Annotated in this window: 20 protein-coding genes; 10 read left to right on the forward strand and 10 right to left on the reverse strand. The window is 54.1% G+C overall.

Annotation, left to right across the window (positions count from 1 at the left end; all coding sequences use genetic code 11):
* Positions 1-47: 47 nt before the first annotated feature.
* Entirely contained in the window at positions 48-707 is a 660-nt protein-coding gene (gene rpiA / locus FDW98_RS01630) for a ribose-5-phosphate isomerase RpiA (protein WP_136345248.1), read from the reverse strand.
* A gap of 170 nt (positions 708-877) precedes the next feature.
* Between rpiA and argP the strand changes: the two genes are divergently transcribed.
* From argP to FDW98_RS01655, 5 genes are all read left to right on the forward strand, one after another.
* On the forward strand, positions 878-1771 hold the full coding sequence (gene argP, locus FDW98_RS01635) for a DNA-binding transcriptional regulator ArgP (RefSeq protein WP_003825477.1): 894 nt from the start codon (positions 878-880) through the stop codon (positions 1769-1771).
* Between the two features lie 232 nt (positions 1772-2003).
* Positions 2004-4148, forward strand: coding sequence for a methylmalonyl-CoA mutase (gene scpA / locus FDW98_RS01640; protein WP_096755780.1), 2145 nt, complete (start codon positions 2004-2006; stop codon positions 4146-4148).
* Positions 4141-5136 carry a methylmalonyl Co-A mutase-associated GTPase MeaB gene (gene meaB / locus FDW98_RS01645; protein WP_096755779.1) on the forward strand — a complete coding sequence of 332 codons (996 nt, stop codon included), beginning with the start codon at positions 4141-4143 and terminating at the stop codon, positions 5134-5136. The genes scpA and meaB overlap by 8 nt, the downstream gene beginning before the upstream one ends.
* 10 nt (positions 5137-5146) lie before the next feature.
* Complete coding sequence (gene scpB / locus FDW98_RS01650) at positions 5147-5932, forward strand: methylmalonyl-CoA decarboxylase (RefSeq protein WP_096755778.1); 786 nt, start codon at positions 5147-5149, stop codon at positions 5930-5932.
* 24 nt (positions 5933-5956) lie between these two features.
* On the forward strand, positions 5957-7423 hold the full coding sequence (locus tag FDW98_RS01655) for an acetyl-CoA hydrolase/transferase family protein (protein ID WP_096755777.1): 1467 nt from the start codon (positions 5957-5959) through the stop codon (positions 7421-7423).
* On the opposite strand, the gene FDW98_RS01660 is transcribed toward FDW98_RS01655, so the two are convergent.
* From FDW98_RS01660 to epd, 7 genes are all read right to left on the reverse strand, one after another.
* Entirely contained in the window at positions 7420-8316 is an 897-nt protein-coding gene (locus FDW98_RS01660) for a LysR family transcriptional regulator (RefSeq protein WP_096755776.1), read from the reverse strand. The genes FDW98_RS01655 and FDW98_RS01660 overlap by 4 nt on opposite strands.
* Positions 8317-8437: 121 nt before the next feature.
* A complete protein-coding gene (locus tag FDW98_RS01665; protein ID WP_096755775.1) occupies positions 8438-9184 on the reverse strand; it encodes an oxidative stress defense protein in 747 nt (248 codons plus the stop codon).
* 93 nt (positions 9185-9277) lie between these two features.
* Positions 9278-9913, reverse strand: a complete 636-nt coding sequence (gene argO / locus FDW98_RS01670; protein ID WP_096755774.1) for an arginine exporter ArgO — start codon at positions 9911-9913, stop codon at positions 9278-9280.
* Positions 9914-10103: 190 nt separating this feature from the next.
* On the reverse strand, positions 10104-10964 hold the full coding sequence (locus tag FDW98_RS01675) for a small-conductance mechanosensitive channel MscS (RefSeq protein ID WP_096755773.1): 861 nt from the start codon (positions 10962-10964) through the stop codon (positions 10104-10106).
* 191 nt (positions 10965-11155) lie between these two features.
* Positions 11156-12235, reverse strand: a complete 1080-nt coding sequence (fbaA, locus tag FDW98_RS01680) for a class II fructose-bisphosphate aldolase (RefSeq protein WP_096755772.1) — start codon at positions 12233-12235, stop codon at positions 11156-11158.
* Positions 12236-12332: 97 nt separating this feature from the next.
* Entirely contained in the window at positions 12333-13496 is a 1164-nt protein-coding gene (gene pgk, locus FDW98_RS01685) for a phosphoglycerate kinase (RefSeq protein WP_096755771.1), read from the reverse strand.
* A 48-nt stretch (positions 13497-13544) separates the two neighbouring features.
* Positions 13545-14564, reverse strand: a complete 1020-nt coding sequence (epd, locus tag FDW98_RS01690; RefSeq protein ID WP_096755770.1) for an erythrose-4-phosphate dehydrogenase — start codon at positions 14562-14564, stop codon at positions 13545-13547.
* Between the two features lie 375 nt (positions 14565-14939).
* Between epd and FDW98_RS01695 the strand changes: the two genes are divergently transcribed.
* From FDW98_RS01695 to FDW98_RS01715, 5 genes are read left to right on the forward strand one after another with little or no spacing between them, the layout of a single operon-like run.
* Positions 14940-15365 carry a PPC domain-containing DNA-binding protein gene (locus FDW98_RS01695; RefSeq protein WP_096755769.1) on the forward strand — a complete coding sequence of 142 codons (426 nt, stop codon included), beginning with the start codon at positions 14940-14942 and terminating at the stop codon, positions 15363-15365.
* Positions 15366-15389: 24 nt separating this feature from the next.
* The gene (locus tag FDW98_RS01700) at positions 15390-15968 is read left to right on the forward strand and encodes an ECF transporter S component (protein ID WP_096755768.1); all 579 of its coding nucleotides are present in this window, start codon (positions 15390-15392) and stop codon (positions 15966-15968) included.
* A complete protein-coding gene (locus FDW98_RS01705; RefSeq protein ID WP_096755767.1) occupies positions 15969-16676 on the forward strand; it encodes an energy-coupling factor transporter transmembrane component T in 708 nt (235 codons plus the stop codon).
* The gene (locus FDW98_RS01710; protein ID WP_096755766.1) at positions 16664-17341 is read left to right on the forward strand and encodes an ABC transporter ATP-binding protein; all 678 of its coding nucleotides are present in this window, start codon (positions 16664-16666) and stop codon (positions 17339-17341) included. Before FDW98_RS01705 ends, FDW98_RS01710 begins: the two co-directional genes overlap by 13 nt.
* Positions 17335-18018: an ABC transporter ATP-binding protein gene (locus FDW98_RS01715; protein WP_096755765.1), complete on the forward strand. Its 684-nt coding sequence runs from the start codon at positions 17335-17337 to the stop codon at positions 18016-18018. The genes FDW98_RS01710 and FDW98_RS01715 overlap by 7 nt, the downstream gene beginning before the upstream one ends.
* Here the strand turns inward: FDW98_RS01715 and FDW98_RS01720 are convergent.
* Both FDW98_RS01720 and FDW98_RS01725 read right to left on the reverse strand, forming a co-directional pair.
* Entirely contained in the window at positions 17975-18685 is a 711-nt protein-coding gene (locus FDW98_RS01720; RefSeq protein WP_096755764.1) for a nucleoside/nucleotide kinase family protein, read from the reverse strand. The genes FDW98_RS01715 and FDW98_RS01720 overlap by 44 nt on opposite strands.
* Entirely contained in the window at positions 18682-19191 is a 510-nt protein-coding gene (locus FDW98_RS01725) for an MltR family transcriptional regulator (protein ID WP_096755763.1), read from the reverse strand. The genes FDW98_RS01720 and FDW98_RS01725 overlap by 4 nt, the downstream gene beginning before the upstream one ends.
* Between the last annotated feature and the right edge of the window lie 12 nt (positions 19192-19203).

Here is a 19203-nt window from a genome sequence, read left to right on the forward strand (position 1 = left end):
TTGCCCTGCCAAAATTTTTTTAACGACAGAAGATCCCGGTCGTCAGATCATTTTACGATAGTTTTCACGCCATCTGCTGTGCCGATCAGCGCAACGTCCGCCCCACGGTTGGCAAACAGACCCACAGTCACAACGCCCGGGATTGCGTTGATGGCGTTTTCCATCGCCACAGCGTCGAGGATCTCCAGACCGTGCACGTCAAGGATGACGTTGCCGTTATCAGTAACCACACCCTGACGGTATTCAGGACGACCGCCCAGCTTCACCAACTGACGAGCAACCGCACTACGCGCCATCGGGATCACTTCTACCGGCAGCGGGAAGTTACCCAGAATATCGACTTCTTTGGACGCGTCGGCGATGCAGATAAATTTCTTAGCGACGGAGGCAATGATCTTTTCGCGGGTCAGCGCTGCGCCGCCGCCTTTGATCATTTGCATGTGACCGTTGATTTCGTCCGCGCCATCAACGTACACGCCAAGGCTGTCCACTTCGTTAAGATCGAACACGTGGATACCGAGGCTTTTGAGTTTTTCAGTGGAAGCGTCCGAACTGGACACCGCACCTTCAATCTGACCTTTCATGGTGCCCAGCGCATCAATAAAGTGTGCGGCTGTTGAACCGGTACCTACGCCCACAATGGTGCCGGGCTGTACATACTGAAGTGCCGCCCATCCTACTGCTTTTTTCAGTTCATCCTGCGTCATGATCGTTTCGCCTGTGGTGTGAATGTGGTGTGGAAATTCACGCGCATTATAGAACATTGCGTAGAAAAATGTCCCCACACCCGCTCGCAGACGGCGGATTTCGTCTGTACCCAACCTAAAATTGTGTCATAGTGCAGAACACGCAAAAATATCAGGAGTACGTCAGAGCAATGAAACGTCCGGACTACAGAACACTACAAGCACTGGATGCGGTTATTCGTGAACGGGGATTTGAGCGCGCTGCGCAAAAGCTATGCATCACACAATCCGCGGTTTCACAACGCATAAAGCAGCTTGAGAATATGTTCGGACAACCGCTGCTGGTGCGTACCGTACCGCCTCGCCCAACCGAGCAAGGGCAAAAGTTGCTGGCACTGTTGCGTCAGGTTGAACTGCTGGAAGACGAGTGGCTGGGAGATGAACAAACCGGCTCGACGCCGCTGCTGCTCTCCCTGGCCGTCAACGCCGACAGTCTGGCCACCTGGCTACTCCCGGCGCTGGCCCCTGTGCTGGCAAACTCACCGATTCGTCTGAACCTGCAGGTTGAAGATGAAACACGCACTCAGGAACGCCTGCGTCGCGGTGAAGTGGTGGGCGCGGTGAGTATTCAACATCAGGCGCTACCAAGCTGTCTGGTGGATAAACTCGGCGCGCTGGACTACCTGTTTGTCGGCTCAAAACCTTTTGCCGAGCGCTACTTTCCGAATGGCGTCACCCGTTCTGCCCTGCTAAAAGCGCCGGCGGTTGCGTTTGACCATCTCGACGACATGCATCAGGCTTTTCTGCAACAAAACTTCGATCTGCCACCGGGCAGCGTGCCGTGCCACATCGTTAACTCGTCGGAAGCCTTTGTGCAGCTGGCGCGCCAGGGGACAACCTGCTGCATGATCCCACACCTGCAGATCGAGAAAGAGCTGGAAAGCGGCGAGCTTATTGACTTAACGCCAGGCCTGTTCCAGCGTCGGATGCTCTACTGGCATCGCTTTGCACCGGAAAGCCGCATGATGCGCAACGTCACCGATGCGCTGCTGGCCTACGGACACAATGTGCTGCGTCAGGATTAAAGCATTTATTGCCCCTGAGTGCCGGATGGCGGCATAACGCCTTATCCGGCCTACAACCTTATACCCTCTTTTCATGCTATTCCCGCCACGTCTTTGAAATCCATCACAAAATAAAATATACCACGCGGCAAAAAACGACGCCCTATTGGCTATTTTTTGCTGGCGACAAGCCAGATGAAAAAGCTCACCGTATTCGTAAAGATTCAACTTATTGCGTAATACGGAGCAAAAAATGGCCAATATGCAGGCGTGGCAAACGCTCGCCAACAAAGAACTCAGCCGGCGGGAAAAAACCGTCGACTCGCTGGTAAAACAGACAGCAGAAGGGATTGCCATCAAGCCGCTGTACACTGAAGCTGACCTCGATAACCTGGAGGTGACGGGCACCCTTCCCGGCCTGGCGCCTTACGTTCGCGGCCCACGCGCCACCATGTATACCGCACAGCCATGGACTATTCGCCAGTACGCCGGGTTCTCTACCGCCAAAGAATCTAACGCGTTTTATCGCCGCAATCTCGCCGCCGGACAAAAAGGGCTTTCCGTCGCCTTTGACCTTGCCACCCATCGCGGCTACGACTCAGATAATCCGCGCGTGGCGGGTGACGTCGGCAAAGCGGGCGTGGCAATTGATACCGTTGAAGACATGAAGGTGCTGTTCGACCAGATCCCGCTGGATAAAATGTCGGTATCCATGACCATGAACGGCGCGGTACTCCCGGTGATGGCGTTTTATATCGTGGCAGCGCAGGAGCAAGGCGTCGCGCCGGAACTGCTCACTGGCACGATACAAAACGATATTCTGAAAGAGTACCTGTGCCGCAACACCTATATTTACCCGCCCAAACCCTCAATGCGCATTATCGCCGACATCATCGCCTGGTGTTCTGACAATATGCCGCGCTTTAATACCATCAGCATCAGCGGGTATCACATGGGTGAAGCCGGTGCCAACTGCGTACAGCAGGTGGCGTTTACCCTGGCTGACGGGATTGAGTACATCAAGGCCGCGCTGTCCGCCGGGCTGAAGATAGATGATTTCGCCCCGCGCCTGTCATTCTTCTTCGGCATTGGCATGGATCTGTTTATGAACGTCGCCATGCTGCGCGCCGCGCGCTATCTGTGGAGCGAGGCGGTCAGCGGTTTTGGCGCCACTAACCCAAAATCCTTAGCGCTGCGCACCCACTGCCAAACCTCCGGCTGGAGCCTGACCGAGCAGGATCCGTACAACAACGTGGTGCGCACCACCATCGAAGCGCTGGGTGCAACCCTGGGCGGTACTCAGTCTTTGCACACCAACGCCTTTGATGAAGCGCTCGGCCTGCCGACTGACTTTTCCGCCCGCATCGCGCGCAATACGCAGATCATCATTCAGGAGGAGTCGGAGATCTGCCGCACCGTCGATCCGCTGGCCGGATCGTATTATGTGGAGTCGCTGACCGATCAGATCGTTAAGCAAGCACGGGCGATCATCGAACAGATCGATGAAGCGGGTGGAATGGCGAAAGCGATAGAAGCGGGGTTACCAAAACGGATGATCGAAGAAGCTTCCGCCCGCGAACAATCACTCATCGACCAGGGCCAGCGCGTTATCGTTGGCGTGAACAAATACAAGCTGGATAAAGAAGACGCCACGTCGGTATTGGAAATCGACAACGTCAAGGTGCGCAACGAGCAGATAGCCTCGCTACAACACATCCGCGCGACCCGTGACGATATTGCGGTGAAAGCCACGCTGAAAGCTTTGACCCACGCGGCGCGGCACAATGAAAACCTGCTCGCCGCCGCAATAGATGCCGCGCGCGTTCGCGCCACGCTGGGTGAAATCTCTGACGCACTGGAGTCCGCTTTTGACCGTTACCTGGTACCCAGCCAGTGTGTCACCGGAGTGATTGCGCAAAGCTACCACCAGTCTGAAAAATCCGCCGACGAGTTTGACGCCATTGTTGCGCAAACTGAAAAATTTCTCGCCGATAACGGCCGCCGCCCGCGCATTCTGGTCGCTAAGATGGGTCAGGACGGTCACGATCGCGGCGCCAAAGTGATCGCCAGCGCCTATTCCGATCTCGGTTTCGATGTTGACCTCAGCCCGATGTTCTCCACGCCGGAAGAGATCGCTCGCCTGGCGGTAGAAAACGATGTGCACGTGGTTGGCGCCTCTTCACTGGCGGCGGGTCATAAAACGTTGATTCCTGAACTGGTGGCGGCGCTCAAAAGCTGGGGGCGCGAGGACATTTGCGTGGTAGCCGGCGGCGTCATCCCACCGCAGGATTACGCCTTCCTGCAAGCGCGCGGTGTCGCCGCTATTTATGGTCCCGGTACGCCGATGCTCGACAGCGTACGCGATGTATTAACCCGCATTGGTCAGCACCATGATTAGCAGCGCCACGCTGGCTGATAGCATCCAGCGTCTACGTCTGGGGGAGCGCGCCACGCTCGCCCAGGCCATGACGCTGGTCGAGAGCCAGCATCCGCGTCATCAGCTACTCAGCACACAGCTGCTGGACGCCATTATACCGTTTACCGGTAACGCCCTGCGTCTGGGCATTACCGGCACGCCGGGCGCGGGGAAAAGCACCTTTCTGGAAGCCTTTGGCATGCTACTGATCCGTAAGGGATTGCGGGTGGCCGTGATCGCTGTCGATCCCAGCAGTCCGGTCAGCGGCGGTAGCATTCTGGGCGATAAAACCCGTATGACGGAACTGGCGCGTGCGGATGCCGCGTTTATTCGACCGGTTCCTTCCAGCGGGCATTTGGGCGGTACCAGCCAGCGCGCCCGGGAATTAATGCTGCTGTGCGAAGCGGCAGGCTTCGACGTAGTGATCGTCGAAACCGTCGGCGTTGGGCAGTCCGAAACAGAAGTCGCCAGCATGGTTGATTGCTTTCTCTCGCTGCAAATAGCCGGCGGCGGTGACGATCTGCAGGGTATCAAAAAAGGCATCATGGAGATGGCGGATCTGGTCATCATCAACAAGGATGACGGGGACAACCGCGCCAACGTCGCCATCACCCGCCATATGTATGATTCCGCCCTGCACATTCTGCGCCGCAAGTATGACGAGTGGCAGCCGCAGGCTCTGGCCTGCAGCGCGCTGGAAAAACGCGGCATTGAAGAAATCTGGCAGGCCATCATCGATTTTAAAACATGCCTTACAGCCAGCGGTCGGCTGGAAAAAGTCCGCCAGCAGCAGGCGGTGGACTGGTTACAGAAACAGGCCGAAGAAGAGGCGCTGCACCTGTTATTTTCCCGCACTGATTTCGATCGCTATTTCCAGCAAACGCTGCGCTCGGTCAGAAACAATGACCTTTCGCCACGTACCGGCCTGCGACACATCAGCGAATTTATCCAACATCATTACTTTGATTAAAGAGAACATTATGTCCTATCAATACGTCAACGTCGTCATCATCCAGAAAGTCGCGGTCATTGAATTCAACTATGCCCGCAAGCTTAACGCCCTGAGCAAAGTGTTTATTGACGATCTTATGCTGGCGCTGAACGATCTCAATCGTCCAGAAATTCGCTGCATTATTCTGCGCGCACCGAGCGGGGCCAAGGTGTTCTCTGCCGGACATGATATTCATGAACTCCCTACCGGACGTCGCGATCCGCTGTCCTATGACGATCCGCTGCGCCAGATCACCCGCATGATCCAAAAGTACCCGAAACCTATTATCTCGATGGTTGAAGGCAGCGTCTGGGGCGGTGCATTCGAGATGATCATGAGTTCCGATCTCATCATCTCTGCCGAGACCTCGACGTTCTCGATGACGCCGGTCAATCTCGGCGTGCCGTATAACCTGGTGGGTATTCACAACCTGACCCGTGATGCGGGTTTTCATATCGTCAAAGAGCTGATTTTCACCGCCCTACCGATTACCGCTCAGCGCGCGCTGGCGGTAGGTATTCTCAACCATGTGGTCGCCGTCGACGAGCTGGAAGATTTTACTCTGCAAATGGCGCATCACATCTCAGAAAAAGCGCCGCTGGCGATTGCCGTGATCAAAGAAGAACTGCGCGTGCTGGGCGAAGCGCACACCATGAATTCCGATGAATTTGAACGCATCCAGGGCATGCGCCGCGCGGTTTACGACAGCAATGACTATCAGGAAGGAATGAATGCGTTTTTAGAAAAACGGAAACCGAACTTCGTCGGCCATTAATCGCGGTCAGCTAAAGGAAAAGCCATGAAACAGATGAGCGCCGAACAGGCGGCAGAAATTATTCAGCATGATGATATGGTGGCGTTCAGCGGCTTTACACCTGCGGGTTCACCAAAGGCGTTGCCCGCAGCGATTGCCCGGCAAGCCAGCGAACTGCATCAGGTCGGGCAGCCTTTTCAGATCCGCCTGCTGACCGGCGCGTCAATTAGCGCTGCCGCAGATGACGCGCTCTCGGAGGCGGATGCCGTTTCCTGGCGCGCGCCTTATCAAACCTCATCTGGCCTGCGTCAGAAAATTAATCAAGGCCAGGTGCGGTTTGTCGATCTCCATCTCAGTGAAGTCGCGCAGATGGTCAATTACGGCTTTTTTGGCGACATTGATGTTGCTGTTATAGAGGCCTCAGCCATTGCGCCTGACGGCAGGATCTGGCTGACCAGCGGGATCGGCAACGCGCCAACCTGGCTGCTACGGGCGAAAAAAGTCATTATTGAGCTGAATCATTATCACAGTCCGCGCGTAGCGGAACTGGCCGACATTGTGATACCAGGCGCGCCGCCGCGGCGTAACAGCGTCCCCATTTTTCATACTATGGATCGCATCGGCAGCCAGTGCGTCCAAATAGACCCGAAAAAAATCGTCGCTCTGGTGGAAACGAACCTGCCCGATGCCGGCAGTACGGCGGATAAAACCAATCCGCTCTGCCAGCAAATTGCCGATAACGTGGTGAGCTTTCTGCTGGCGGAAATGGCGCACAAACGTATTCCACCTGAGTTTCTGCCCTTGCAAAGCGGCGTCGGCAATATTAATAACGCGGTGATGGCACGACTGGGCGAGAACCCGGATATTCCCCCCTTTATGATGTACTCCGAGGTACTGCAGGAGTCGGTGGTGCATCTGCTGGAAACGGGCAAGATAACCGGTGCCAGCGCCTCCAGCCTGACGATTTCCGCCGCCTCGCTACAGAAGATTTATGCCAATATGGATTTCTTCGCCAGCCGCATTGTGCTGCGCCCGCAGGAGATCTCCAATAACCCGGAGATCATCCGCCGGCTGGGGGTGATTGCGCTGAATGTCGGTCTGGAGTTTGATATCTATGGCCATGCCAACTCCACGCATGTTGCAGGGGTAAACCTGATGAACGGCATCGGCGGCAGCGGGGATTTCGAGCGCAACGCCTATTTGTCTATTTTTATGGCCCCGTCGATTGCCAAAGACGGTAAGATCTCGACGATCGTCCCGATGTGCAGCCACGTCGATCACAGCGAACACAGCGTCAAAGTGATCGTTACCGAACAAGGGATTGCCGATCTGCGCGGGTTATCACCGCTGCAACGGGCGCACACTATTATCGACAACTGCGCACACCCGCTGTACCGCGACTATCTGCATCGCTACCTGGAACAAGCGCCCGGCGGGCATATTCATCACGATCTCAGCCACGCGTTTGATCTGCACCGCAACCTGCTCGAAACAGGATCAATGCTGGGTTAATCTGCCGTACCGTCACGATCTTCCGCAATGTGCTGGAGCATCGTGACGGTATAACGATGATTTTTCAGCGAATAGAGAAACTCCTGCATGTACATCGGGCTGCCGGGCGCATCAAAATATTTCAGCGTTGCCGGATTCACCAGCCGCCAGGCAAAATGGGGGATCACCGTCAGAAAATGTCCGCGCTCTACCGCACTCACCTTAGCCATAAAGCTATATGGACGATAGATAATGGTTGGATGGATCCCACAGGGCCGCATGTAGGCATCCAGCATGGCTTCAAAATTGGCGCGGTTCTGGAAGCGCATTTGCAGCCAGGGTAATTCCCGCAGCAGATCCTGAGGCTGCTTTTCTTCGTAACGGCGGGACACCAGGAACCCCAGGCGCAGGGGAGGCAGTTCGCTCACCGCCAGATTTTCCAGCTCCTGAACGCGCGAAGAAACATGCTGCGGTGAAATAATAAAATCCAGCTGTCGGTCGAACAGATTATCAATCACCCCATTCTCACTGAATTCAACGGCCTGAGCCGTCACGCCTTCATATTTATCACCAAGGCTTATCAACTGGTCGAAAATGATGGTCGGATAGGTATTGTCGATGCCAATAACGATTTCACGCGAACGACGCGAGGAAGTATGGATTTCGTTATCAATGGCGGACAAACGCTGATAGACGGGAAACAGTTTTTGATACAGCTCCTGCCCGGCTTTGTTGAGACTGATGTTGTTGTCTTTACGGGTAAACAGCGTATAGCCGATTTGATCTTCCAGTGCAGCAATGCTTTTGCCAAAGGGCGATGCGGTCATGTGGATTTTTTCTGCCGCTCTGGCGATGTTATTGGTTTGCGCCAGCAGAATAAAATTACGCATCTTTTTCGAGATAAAAATATCCATAGTCACCTCATAAAATCACTATGGCATATCCTCATGCAGCCCCAAAAAAGACGCACGACGCGGTCGCATTTTTACAGTTGATCACATAAAAAGCCCGGCTGAAAAGCCGGGTCTGAAAAGATTACTGCGTTTTGGCAGGTGTTGTCGCTGGCTGACTTGCCGCAGGCTCTATCTGGAAGACCACATCGACCTGATCGTCAAACTGAATGACCGGCTGCTCGTAGGTTTCCTGCGCCGATGCTGCAGGCGCTGCGTCGGCTTTCATCATCCGTACCATTGGGCTTGGCTGATAATTCGACACGTGGTAGCGCACGCTGTAAACCGGGCCGAGTTTGCTGTTAAAGCCCGCCGCCAGTTGTTCAGCCTGATGAATCGCATCATCAATGGCCGCTTTACGCGCTTTATCTTTGTAGGCATCCGGCTGGGCAACACCCAGCGACACTGAACGAATCTCGTTCAGACCCGCTTTCAGCGCGCCATCCAGCAGCGCGTTGAGTTTGTCCAGTTGACGCAGAGTCACCTCAACGGTGCGCACCGCACGATAGCCTTTGAGTACGCTTTTACCATTCTGGTAATCGTAATCCGGCTGGGTACGCAGGTTTGCAGAGCTGATGTCTTTTTTCGCTATCTGGTTTTGTTCCAGGAAGGAAAGGTATTGCGCGACGCGTTCGTCAGCCTGTTTCTTTGCTGAGGCCGCATCCTTTGCCGCCACGTTGACTTCAATTGCCAGCGTCGCAATATCAGGTGTCGCGTCCACGCTTGCCGTTCCGGAAGTCACGATGTGCGGTCCATTCGGCAATTCATTTGCCTGTACTGAGAGTGCACTGAATCCGACTAATGCCGCCAGGGCCATTATTTTGAACTTCACTGTCGTTCCTCCATGTTTCATTATTTACCCCGAAACTCAGGGCGCATGCAGGCAAGCTTAGCGGATCTCAGCCTGTTGTCCATCAGACAACACTTAGTTGAACAGCGCATCTACGTGCGCAACGCCTTCTTTTGCCAGTTGAAAAGCAATAAACCACATCACGAGTCCCACCAGCGTATTGATGATTCGTTGTGCTTTGGCGGTGCGTAGACGCGGCGCCAGCCAGGCCGCCAGCAGCGCCAGGCCAAAGAACCACAGGAACGATGCGCTAACAGTACCCAGAGCAAACCAGCGCTTCGGCTCGACGTCCAGTTGACCGCCAAGGCTGCCCAGCACCACGAAGGTATCGAGATAGACATGCGGGTTAAGCCACGTCACCGCCAGCATCGTAGCGATAATTTTCCAGCGCCCCTGCTTCATCACCTCGGCACTGGCCAGCTCCAGATTACTGCTCATCGCCGTTTTTAACGCGCCGAAACCGTACCAGAGTAAGAACGCCACGCCGCCCCAGGTTACCAGCGCCATCAGCCATGGCGATTGCATCAGCAAGGCGCTGCCGCCAAAGATCCCCGCGCAGATCAGCAGTAAATCGCTGATGGCACAAAGTAAGGCGATCATAATGTGATACTGGCGACGAATACCCTGATTCATCACGAAAGCATTTTGCGGACCGAGCGGAAGTATCATCGCTGCGCCAAGCGCAAGTCCTTGAAAATAGTATGATAACACGTTGAATATCCCGAACTGTTTCTCTTAAGCGCAGACTATAGCGCGGGATAATCATTAGCGGAAATTGATAATATTAATCAGGTATAAGAGGAATTAATACCCGGAGGGAAAACGCCGGATGGCGGCTGACGCCTTATCCGGCCTACAGGTTTTGTAGGCCCGGTAAGCGGTAGCGCCACCGGGCTCGCGATTATTCTGCCGCGTTTGCTTTCACGCGCTTGAAATTCACATCCATTTGCGGATACGGGAAGCTGATGCCGTGAGCATCAAACTCACGCTTAATGCGTTCCAGTACGTCCCAGTAGACGCTTTGCAGATCGCTGCTGTTGCTCCAGACGCGCACCACGAAATTAATCGAGGACGCCCCGAGCTCATTCAGGCGCACCGTCATTTCACGGTCTTTCAGGATACGCTCGTCAGACTGAATGATATCGGTGAGGATTTGTTTAACCTGGTCGATATCAGAGTCATACGCCACCCCGATAATAAATTCGTTGCGACGAACCGGTTCGCGAGAGAAGTTAATGATATTACCGGCAATGATTTTCCCGTTGGGGATCACCACAATTTTGCCGTCTACGGTACGCATGGTGGTTGAGAAAATCTGCACATTGAGCACGGTACCCGCTACGCCGCCAAGATCGACATATTCGCCTGCGCGGAACGGACGGAACATCACCAGCAGAACGCCTGCGGCGAGGTTAGACAGCGAGCCTTGCAACGCCAGACCAACGGCTAAACCGGCGGCACCGAGCACGGCGATAACAGAGGCGGTCTGCACGCCCACGCGGCCCAGCGCAGCAATCAACGTAAAGGCAATAATACCGTAACGCACCAGCGCAGAGAGAAAATCAGCCACGGTCGCATCAATTTGACGCGCCACCATCACACGGTTAATGGTGTTGGACACAACCCGAGCCACAATCATCCCGATGATGACAATAGCGATAGCCGCAACGATGTTGACGGCATAGCTCAACAGCAGCTCCTGGTTACGCACCAGCCAGGTACCCGCACCGTTTATGCTGTCGACAACATTCAAATCTTCCATTCACTATTCCTTTTTTGCTTACCCAAGCGGGAGAAAGAAAGCCGCCCCACCGGGACGGGCAATTTGACAAGGGTAAACAATAAACGCCATTTTTGCCAAATAGATCACATAATTCTCTGTCGACTACCGCGAGAAATGACAATAAAAAAGGCCCGCATTTGCGGGCCTGATGTCACGTTGAACGGCGTAAATTACAGAACGTCGACCGCGTTCAGTTCTTTGAAAGCCTGTTCCAGACGGGTGATCATGGTTGCCTGACCAGCACGCAGCCATACGCGCGGATCGTAGTATTTCTTGTTCGGCTGATCTTCGCCTTTCGGGTTACCCAACTGCCCCTGCAGGTAAGCTTCGTTTGCTTTGTAGTAGTTCAGAACACCTTCCCAGGTCGCCCATTGGGTATCGGTATCGATGTTCATTTTCACTACGCCGTAGCTTACGGAGTCTTTGATTTCCTGAGCAGTAGAACCGGAACCGCCGTGGAAGACGAAGTTCAGGCTGTTGTGCGGCAGGTTATGTTTCTTAGAAACATAGTCCTGAGAGTCGCGCAGGATAGTCGGGGTCAGAACCACGTTACCTGGTTTGTACACGCCGTGTACGTTACCGAAGGATGCCGCGATAGTGAAACGCGGGCTGATTTTGCTCAGCTCGGTGAACGCGTAATCAACGTCTTCCGGCTGGGTGTACAGTGCAGAAGCGTCCATGTGGCTGTTGTCCACGCCGTCTTCTTCGCCACCGGTGCAACCCAGTTCGATTTCCAGAGTCATGTCCATTTTGGACATGCGCGCCAGGTATTTGGAGCAGATTTCGATGTTCTCTTCCAGAGACTCTTCAGACAGGTCGATCATGTGAGAAGAGAACAGCGGTTTGCCGGTTGCTGCGAAGTGTTTTTCACCCGCGTCCAGCAGACCGTCGATCCACGGCAGCAGTTTCTTCGCGCAGTGGTCAGTGTGCAGGATAACCGGAACACCGTAGTGTTCAGCCATCTGGTGAACGTGATGCGCACCAGAGATAGCACCGAGGATTGCCGCGCCCTGAGGAACGTCAGACTTCACGCCTTTACCCGCGATGAATGCAGCGCCGCCGTTAGAGAACTGAACGATTACCGGTGCTTTAACTTTTGCAGCGGTTTCCAGAACGGCGTTGATGGAGTCGGTACCGACGCAGTTAACGGCTGGCAGTGCAAAGTTGTTTTCTTTTGCTACCTGGAAAACTTTCTGTACGTCGTCGCCAGTGATGACGCCCGGTTTTACGAAATCAAAAATTTTAGACATGTTACGTAGTCCTGTATCTGTATCTTCGACCGTTGAAGAAGGTTCGCGAGCGTTTAAGCGCGCTGAAAAACAGGTGGGTCACCCCGCCTGAACTGAATTACTTCTTAGCACGCTCTTCGAGCATGGCTACTGCTGGCAGAACTTTGCCTTCCACGAACTCGAGGAATGCGCCGCCACCAGTGGAGATGTAGGAGATTTTGTCAGCGATACCGAACAGGTCGATAGCCGCCAGGGTGTCGCCGCCGCCAGCAATAGAGAATGCTTCGCTGTCGGCAATGGCGTTAGCCACGATTTCAGTCCCTTTGCGGAAGTTCGGGAATTCAAACACGCCAACCGGGCCGTTCCACAGAATGGTTTTTGCATTCTTCAGGATTTCAGCCAGCTGCTGTGCAGATGCGTCACCGATATCCAGGATCTGCTCGTCTTCTTTCACGTCGTTAACAGATTTCAGCGTTGCAGGCGCAGTTTCAGAGAACTCAGTTGCTACGCGAACGTCAGCCGGTACCGGGATGTCGCAGAGAGTCAGCAGGCGCTTGGCTTCATCAACCAGGTCTGCTTCGTACAGGGATTTACCCACGTTGTGGCCTTGCGCGGCAACGAAGGTGTTGGCGATACCACCGCCGACGATCAGCTGGTCAGCAATTTTAGACAGAGAGTCCAGAACGGTCAGTTTGGTAGAAACTTTAGAACCACCAACGATAGCAACCATCGGACGAGCCGGTTCTTTCAGAGCTTTACCCAGTGCGTCCAGCTCAGCGGCCAGCAGCGGACCCGCGCAAGCAACGTCAGCGAATTTCGCGATACCGTGAGTAGAAGCCTGCGCACGGTGAGCCGTACCGAAAGCATCCATGACGAATACGTCGCACAGTGCAGCGTATTTTTTAGACAGTGCTTCGTCGTCTTTCTTCTCGCCTTTGTTAAAGCGAACGTTTTCCAGAACCACCAGTTCACCGGCTGCAACGTCAACGCCGTCGAGGTAATCTTTTACCAGGCGAACCGGGTTAGACAGTTTGTCTTTCAGGTAGTTAACAACCGGCAGCAGAGAGAATTCTTCGTTGTACTCGCCTTCGGTAGGACGACCCAGGTGGGAAGTTACCATCACTTTTGCACCCTGTTTCAGGGCCAGTTCGATGGTTGGCAGAGACGCACGGATACGCGCATCGCTGGTTACTTTCCCTTCTTTAACTGGTACGTTCAGATCCGCACGGATAAAAACACGTTTACCAGCAAGATCCAGATCGGTCATCTTAATTACAGACATGGTGAATCCTCTCGTTGATTCTTAAAGTTTTGCAAGCGCTCACGCGCCTTACCTGAAACCAATAGCAGCCATCGCTAACGTTGTGTCGAGCATGCGGTTAGCAAAGCCCCATTCATTATCGCACCAGACCAATGTTTTGATCAGGTGAGCACCACTTACGCGCGTTTGCGTACCATCAACGATGGCGCTGTGCGGGTCGTGGTTAAAATCTACAGAGACCAACGGTAATTCCGTATAGTCAACTATACCATGAAATGCACCTTGTGCTGCTTTTTGCAGCAACTGGTTGACTTCACTCGCTTTTACTGGTTTTTTCACCGTCACGCTTAAGTCGATCGCCGTCACATTTATGGTCGGTACACGCACCGCAATCGCTTCAAAACGATCGTTAAATTGTGGAAAAATTCGTGTGATCCCCGCCGCCAGTTTGGTATCAACGGGAATAATCGACTGACTGGCTGCTCGCGTACGACGCAGGTCGGGATGATAGGCATCAATAACCTGTTGATCGTGCATCGCGGAGTGGATCGTCGTAACGGTGCCGGACTCGATGCCGTAAGCATCATCCAACAATTTAATAACGGGAATGATGCAATTCGTGGTGCAGGAGGCGTTGGAAACGATCCGGTCTTCAGCGCGCAGCTGATCCTGATTAACGCCAAACACAACGGTTGCGTCGATGTCGTGACTACCAGGATGTGAAAAGAGCACTTTTTTTGCACCTGCGGCAATATGCGCTTCGCCGTGTTCGCGGCTACCGAAGACCCCCGTACAGTCCAGCACGACGTCAACACCCAGTTCGCGCCACGGAAGCGCATCGAGTGTTCGCTCATGCAGAATGCGAATCGCGTCGTCGCCAACAATGAGCTGGTCGCGTTCCTGGCGAACATCCCAGGCAAAACGTCCATGGCTGGTGTCATATTTCAACAAATGCGCCATGCCTTCAGCACTCGCCAATTCGTTGATGGCCACCACGGTGATTTCCGCCCGACGCCCGGATTCATACAAAGCACGAACCACGTTGCGCCCGATGCGACCGAAACCATTAATCGCTACGCGTACGGTCATAGGTCTCCTGCAAGGATTTCTCAGAAACGATGTGGCTGACAGAGTAATGCAGCAAATCGCTCAGGGAAACCTTACCTGTCGCAAACTGCGACTGTTTGATTAATTGTCGAACATTTAATCGACTGAAACGCTTCAGCTAGAATAAGCGAAACAAGGAATAAAAGGAATGATTGTCCAGCAACAGAACACCGTTATCTGACTTACATCACATTTTAACGCTCTACCCCGCTAAATTTATTCCATATTCCTGAATTGCGAATAAGCGTAGCAAGATTATTTCGTTGCCGTGTCACAAATCCTGATTTATATCAGAAAGCACCCTAGCCAGCGTCTATATTATCAGCGCTACGTCCGAGTCTCGGAGTCCCTCAACCTATGGTCACATACTCTCCTCACGCCTCTGCAGCTCGCTTTCATGCGCTGCGTTTACTCCCTGGCCAGGAAGTCTTTTCCCGACTGCACGATTTTATCCAACAGCATCAATTACATGCCGCCTGGATTGCCGGTTGTACCGGAAGTTTAGCCCACGTTGCCTTACGCTTCGCGGGTCAGGAAGAAACCACATTGCTCACCGGCACCTGGGAAATTATCTCCCTGAACGGCACGCTGGAACTGACCGGCGAGCACCTGCATCTTGCGGTTTCTGACCCACAGGGCGCGATGTTGGGAGGCCACATGATGCCGGGCTGTACCGTGCGCACCACGCTGGAACTGGTGATTGGCGAACTTACAGAGCTGGCGTTTAGCCGCCAACCTTGTGTCGTTTCCGGCTATGACGAACTGGTTATCACATCCCGTTAACGCTTCACTTTAAAGAGGTTTTCTATGGCGCGTCGCCAATTTTCCAGCCAGTCACTGGTACTGATTGTTATTGCCATCGCCATCAATATGGTCGGTGGACAGCTCATCAGCATGGTGAAACTGCCTATTTTTCTCGACTCCATCGGCACCATTATCAGCGCGGTGCTATTAGGCCCGATTGTGGGAATGTTAACGGGATTACTCACCAACCTGCTGTGGGGGTTACTCACCGATCCGATCGCTGCCGCCTTCGCGCCGGTAGCCATGGTTATCGGGCTGGTCGCAGGATGGCTGGCACGAGCAGGATGGTTTCGTACCTTACCGAAAGTGGTGATCAGCGGCGTGATTATTACCCTGGCCGTCACTGTCGTTGCCGTGCCTATCCGCACCACCTTGTTTGGCGGCGTGACCGGCAGCGGCGCTGATTTATTTGTTGCCTGGATGCACTCGGTTGGCGAGGGTCTGGTTGAGTCGGTGGCTGTCACGGTGATTGGCGCCAATCTGGTAGATAAAATTCTCACCGCCGTGATTGTTTGGGTACTGTTGCGCCAGCTTCCATTGCGCACCACACGTCATTTTCCAACGATGTCCGCTGTGCGCTAAATGCACCCGTTTACCTCGTTAACCCTGTGGGCGCTGGCCGCATGTTCCACATTGCTGCTACCCGCGGGAATACCGCTTACCGTTTATAGCACGGTCGTATTCCTGTTCTTACTGTGTATACCAGCCACGCGTCCCCGGGCGAAATATGTCGTCTGGTTGATGGTGCCCCTGGGCGTTGGATTGTGGCTGGTCCACGGTGGCTGGTTGACCGAATGGATAAGCGGACAACCGCGCACGCCACAACGGTGGGCCGATGCCGTCACGCTGTGGCTGCGGATCCTGGCAATTGTGTCAACGTCACAGCTGTGGATGCAGTACGTGCCGGTATCGCGGTTTATTCGCGCCCTGTTTGCCTCCCGCCTGCCGCCCGGCGTTGCCTACCTGTTTGCAGGCCCGCTGCTGGTTGTTGAGCAACTCAAACGCCAGTTGGCGATTATTCACGAAGCCCAGCGCGCGCGCGGCGTGCCGTTGGACGAGCACTGGTATCAACGGCTGCGCGCCATGCCAGCGCTGATCGTGCCACTCACGCATAATGCGCTTAACGATCTGGTGGTTCGCGGGGCGGCCCTGGACATGCGGGCCTTTCGTTTGCATCGCAGACGCACAACGTTATGGGCACCGGAGGACAGCACCTTACAACGCATTGCCCGCTACACGATGGTACTCGCCATGCTGGTCGAAACAGGAGTGTGGATATGGTTACGCTAGAGCAGTTTCGCTATCTCCCGACGCACGCTACGCGCCCACCAGCCTGCTTTGACTTCCACTATGCAGAACCCGGAATGGTGGCGATTTTCGGTGATAACGGCAGCGGAAAAAGTACGCTGGCACAGCTGATGGCAGGCTGGTACCCCGATTTTCTTCCCGGAGAGATTGAAGGGAAAGGAAAGCTGCTGGGAAATCCTGTCGGACACCTGTCACTCGTCGAGCAGTCGTGTACCATCCAGCTGGTGCAGCAATCGCCTTATCTGCAGCTTTCTGGCTGCACATTCAGCGTGGAGGAAGAAGTGGCATTCGGCCCGGAGAACCTCTGCCTGCAGGAGGCTGAAATTATGCGTCGAATTGACGCGGCACTCACACTGACGGAATGCCAGTCGTTGCGCCATCGCCATCCAGGAACGCTTTCCGGCGGAGAAACACAGCGAGTGGTCATTGCCAGCGCGCTAGCCATGCAACCCAGAATATTGATTCTGGATGAAGCATTCAGTCGTCTGACGGCGCAGGCCACCAGTATGTTGCTGGATCGGTTGCATCAATGGGCGCAGGAACAACAGGCGTTGATTGTGCTTTTCGAACGCGACCACACCCCTTTTATCAGCCATTGTCAGCAGGCATGGCAACTGCGTGACGGAGCGCTATCCCCACAATGCTAACGCTTAACCAGGTGACGTATCGCTGGCCGAATGCCTCTTATAACTGCCTGCACAACATCTCGCTTAATCTTAACGCCGGTGAATGGCTGGCGCTGACGGGCGATAATGGCGCGGGAAAATCCACGCTGCTGCGCATCATGGCGGGCCTTCTGCCCCCCTCCTCTGGCACGGTAACACTAAATGGTCGATCGATTGCGCAACTGAAAAACCGCGAAAGAGCGACAGTGCTCGGCGTATTGTTTCAGGAAGCCGAAAACCAAATTTTTCACAGCAAGGTCGCAGAGGAAGTGGCCTTTGGTTTACGGTTACAAAAACGCCCGGCAACAGAGGTTGCGCAACGCACCGCGGCAGCCCTGCAATTATGTCAGTTAGCGGATGTCGCCGACGCCCATCCGCTGGATCTGCATACCGCGCAACGACGTATGGTCGCCGTCGCCAGCCTTGAAGCCATGGCACCGGCCCTTCTTCTGCTTGATGAGCCGAGCCGAGATTTTGACGCGCACTGGCTGGCGGTATTTGAGAACTGGCTTTCGGTGTGCCGCGCACGGGGCACCAGCGTGGTCGCTATCAGCCATGACGTTGCATTTACGCAGCGCCATTTCTCGCGAATCGCTCGCCTACATAACGGAACACTCACACAGTCCGATACTCTCCATCGGCCGTCATTTCCAGTATGAGATCAGCGGGCAGGCTACCTTCCAGTACCCGGAGAACATTCGGTCCGTCGGTGCGATCATAAAATGCCTCGGCGTCAGCTTGTGAAAGCCCGCCAGCCAGTTTACGACCTACCAGCCGCGCACGCAGAGCATCAGCTGGAGCGCGGATGAACAGCGAAAAATCACAGAATTCTGCTAATCCTCGCCATCTGTCGTCATCCCGCAATAACCAGTTGCCTTCAACAATCACGATCGGGGCGGTTATCACAACAGCATTTTCAACCGGGTCATGTTTTTGCCGATCGTACTGTGGCCAGGTGCTTTCCCCCTCTCTCACCTGCCGCAGATTCTGTGCCAGTTTATCGACATCAAACGTTTCCGGCGCACCTTTATATGCCCGCAGATTATGGGCATCCAGCCAGGCATTGTAATGATGGAAGCCATCCATTGGCAGCGTCTGGATCTCCGGTAGCGCAGGATCCTGACGGGTGAGATATTCCCAGAAAGTGGTGAGCGTGGATTTTCCCGTACCGGGGGGGGCGCTAAGAAAAACAATCGTGCGACGTTGCGGGTTCGCAGAATGTAGTCTCGCCAGTCGTTGTAATAAGGGTTTGTGAACGTTTTCTACTTCATCTTCATCATAATGCGCTTCAACATGAAGCCCATTAACCATTAGCCCGATTTTCACGGCGTTAATTCCTTTAATATTGTCGTTACCGCCAGCGTTAACGCCGTCTTGACCATTGTCGTAAAACGCACCTCTGACCACGTAGCAAAGTCAGCAAATTTCATTGATTCAAGTGCGCCGTACAGGGTGGTATTACACGTAATGCTATTCAGATTGCTGATAAAATCCCAGGTCATATCATCGGCGAAGCCGGGGATGTTACCCTGTTCATTTAAGTACTGATAAAACTGGGAAAAGTGAGTGATATCGGCATACAGCCATTTATCCATTTTCCCCAGCGCATAAATCAGGCGTAGCGCAACATCGATATCATCCAGCGGCCCGCTCTGTGCGAGTAACGGCTTCACTGCATATTCCACGATCTCTTCATCGTTATCGACAAACAGCGACGGCAGAAAGCGCTTAATGCCAAGTAGCAAAATGTTATGTGCCGTCGTCATAAACGAGAGTAAGTTATTTTGAGCATCCAGTTGCTCAAGCACATCGTCTTCTGTCAGCGTCGTCATTCGTTTTCCGAT

Source organism: Citrobacter sp. wls711, from assembly GCF_005281055.1.
GTDB lineage: Bacteria > Pseudomonadota > Gammaproteobacteria > Enterobacterales > Enterobacteriaceae > Citrobacter > Citrobacter gillenii.

Bases quoted from the DNA above. Each gene is read 5' to 3' on its own strand.
- rpiA (WP_136345248.1), bottom strand. From the start codon at position 707: ATGACGCAGGATGAACTGAAAAAAGCAGTAGGATGGGCGGCACTTCAG.
- argP (WP_003825477.1), top strand. From the start codon at position 878: ATGAAACGTCCGGACTACAGAACACTACAAGCACTGGATGCGGTTATT.
- scpA (WP_096755780.1), top strand. From the start codon at position 2,004: ATGGCCAATATGCAGGCGTGGCAAACGCTCGCCAACAAAGAACTCAGC.
- meaB (WP_096755779.1), top strand. From the start codon at position 4,141: ATGATTAGCAGCGCCACGCTGGCTGATAGCATCCAGCGTCTACGTCTG.
- scpB (WP_096755778.1), top strand. From the start codon at position 5,147: ATGTCCTATCAATACGTCAACGTCGTCATCATCCAGAAAGTCGCGGTC.
- FDW98_RS01655 (WP_096755777.1), top strand. From the start codon at position 5,957: ATGAAACAGATGAGCGCCGAACAGGCGGCAGAAATTATTCAGCATGAT.
- FDW98_RS01660 (WP_096755776.1), bottom strand. From the start codon at position 8,316: ATGGATATTTTTATCTCGAAAAAGATGCGTAATTTTATTCTGCTGGCG.
- FDW98_RS01675 (WP_096755773.1), bottom strand. From the start codon at position 10,964: ATGGAAGATTTGAATGTTGTCGACAGCATAAACGGTGCGGGTACCTGG.
- fbaA (WP_096755772.1), bottom strand. From the start codon at position 12,235: ATGTCTAAAATTTTTGATTTCGTAAAACCGGGCGTCATCACTGGCGAC.
- pgk (WP_096755771.1), bottom strand. From the start codon at position 13,496: ATGTCTGTAATTAAGATGACCGATCTGGATCTTGCTGGTAAACGTGTT.
- epd (WP_096755770.1), bottom strand. From the start codon at position 14,564: ATGACCGTACGCGTAGCGATTAATGGTTTCGGTCGCATCGGGCGCAAC.
- FDW98_RS01695 (WP_096755769.1), top strand. From the start codon at position 14,940: ATGGTCACATACTCTCCTCACGCCTCTGCAGCTCGCTTTCATGCGCTG.
- FDW98_RS01700 (WP_096755768.1), top strand. From the start codon at position 15,390: ATGGCGCGTCGCCAATTTTCCAGCCAGTCACTGGTACTGATTGTTATT.
- FDW98_RS01705 (WP_096755767.1), top strand. From the start codon at position 15,969: ATGCACCCGTTTACCTCGTTAACCCTGTGGGCGCTGGCCGCATGTTCC.
- FDW98_RS01710 (WP_096755766.1), top strand. From the start codon at position 16,664: ATGGTTACGCTAGAGCAGTTTCGCTATCTCCCGACGCACGCTACGCGC.
- FDW98_RS01715 (WP_096755765.1), top strand. From the start codon at position 17,335: ATGCTAACGCTTAACCAGGTGACGTATCGCTGGCCGAATGCCTCTTAT.
- FDW98_RS01725 (WP_096755763.1), bottom strand. From the start codon at position 19,191: ATGACGACGCTGACAGAAGACGATGTGCTTGAGCAACTGGATGCTCAA.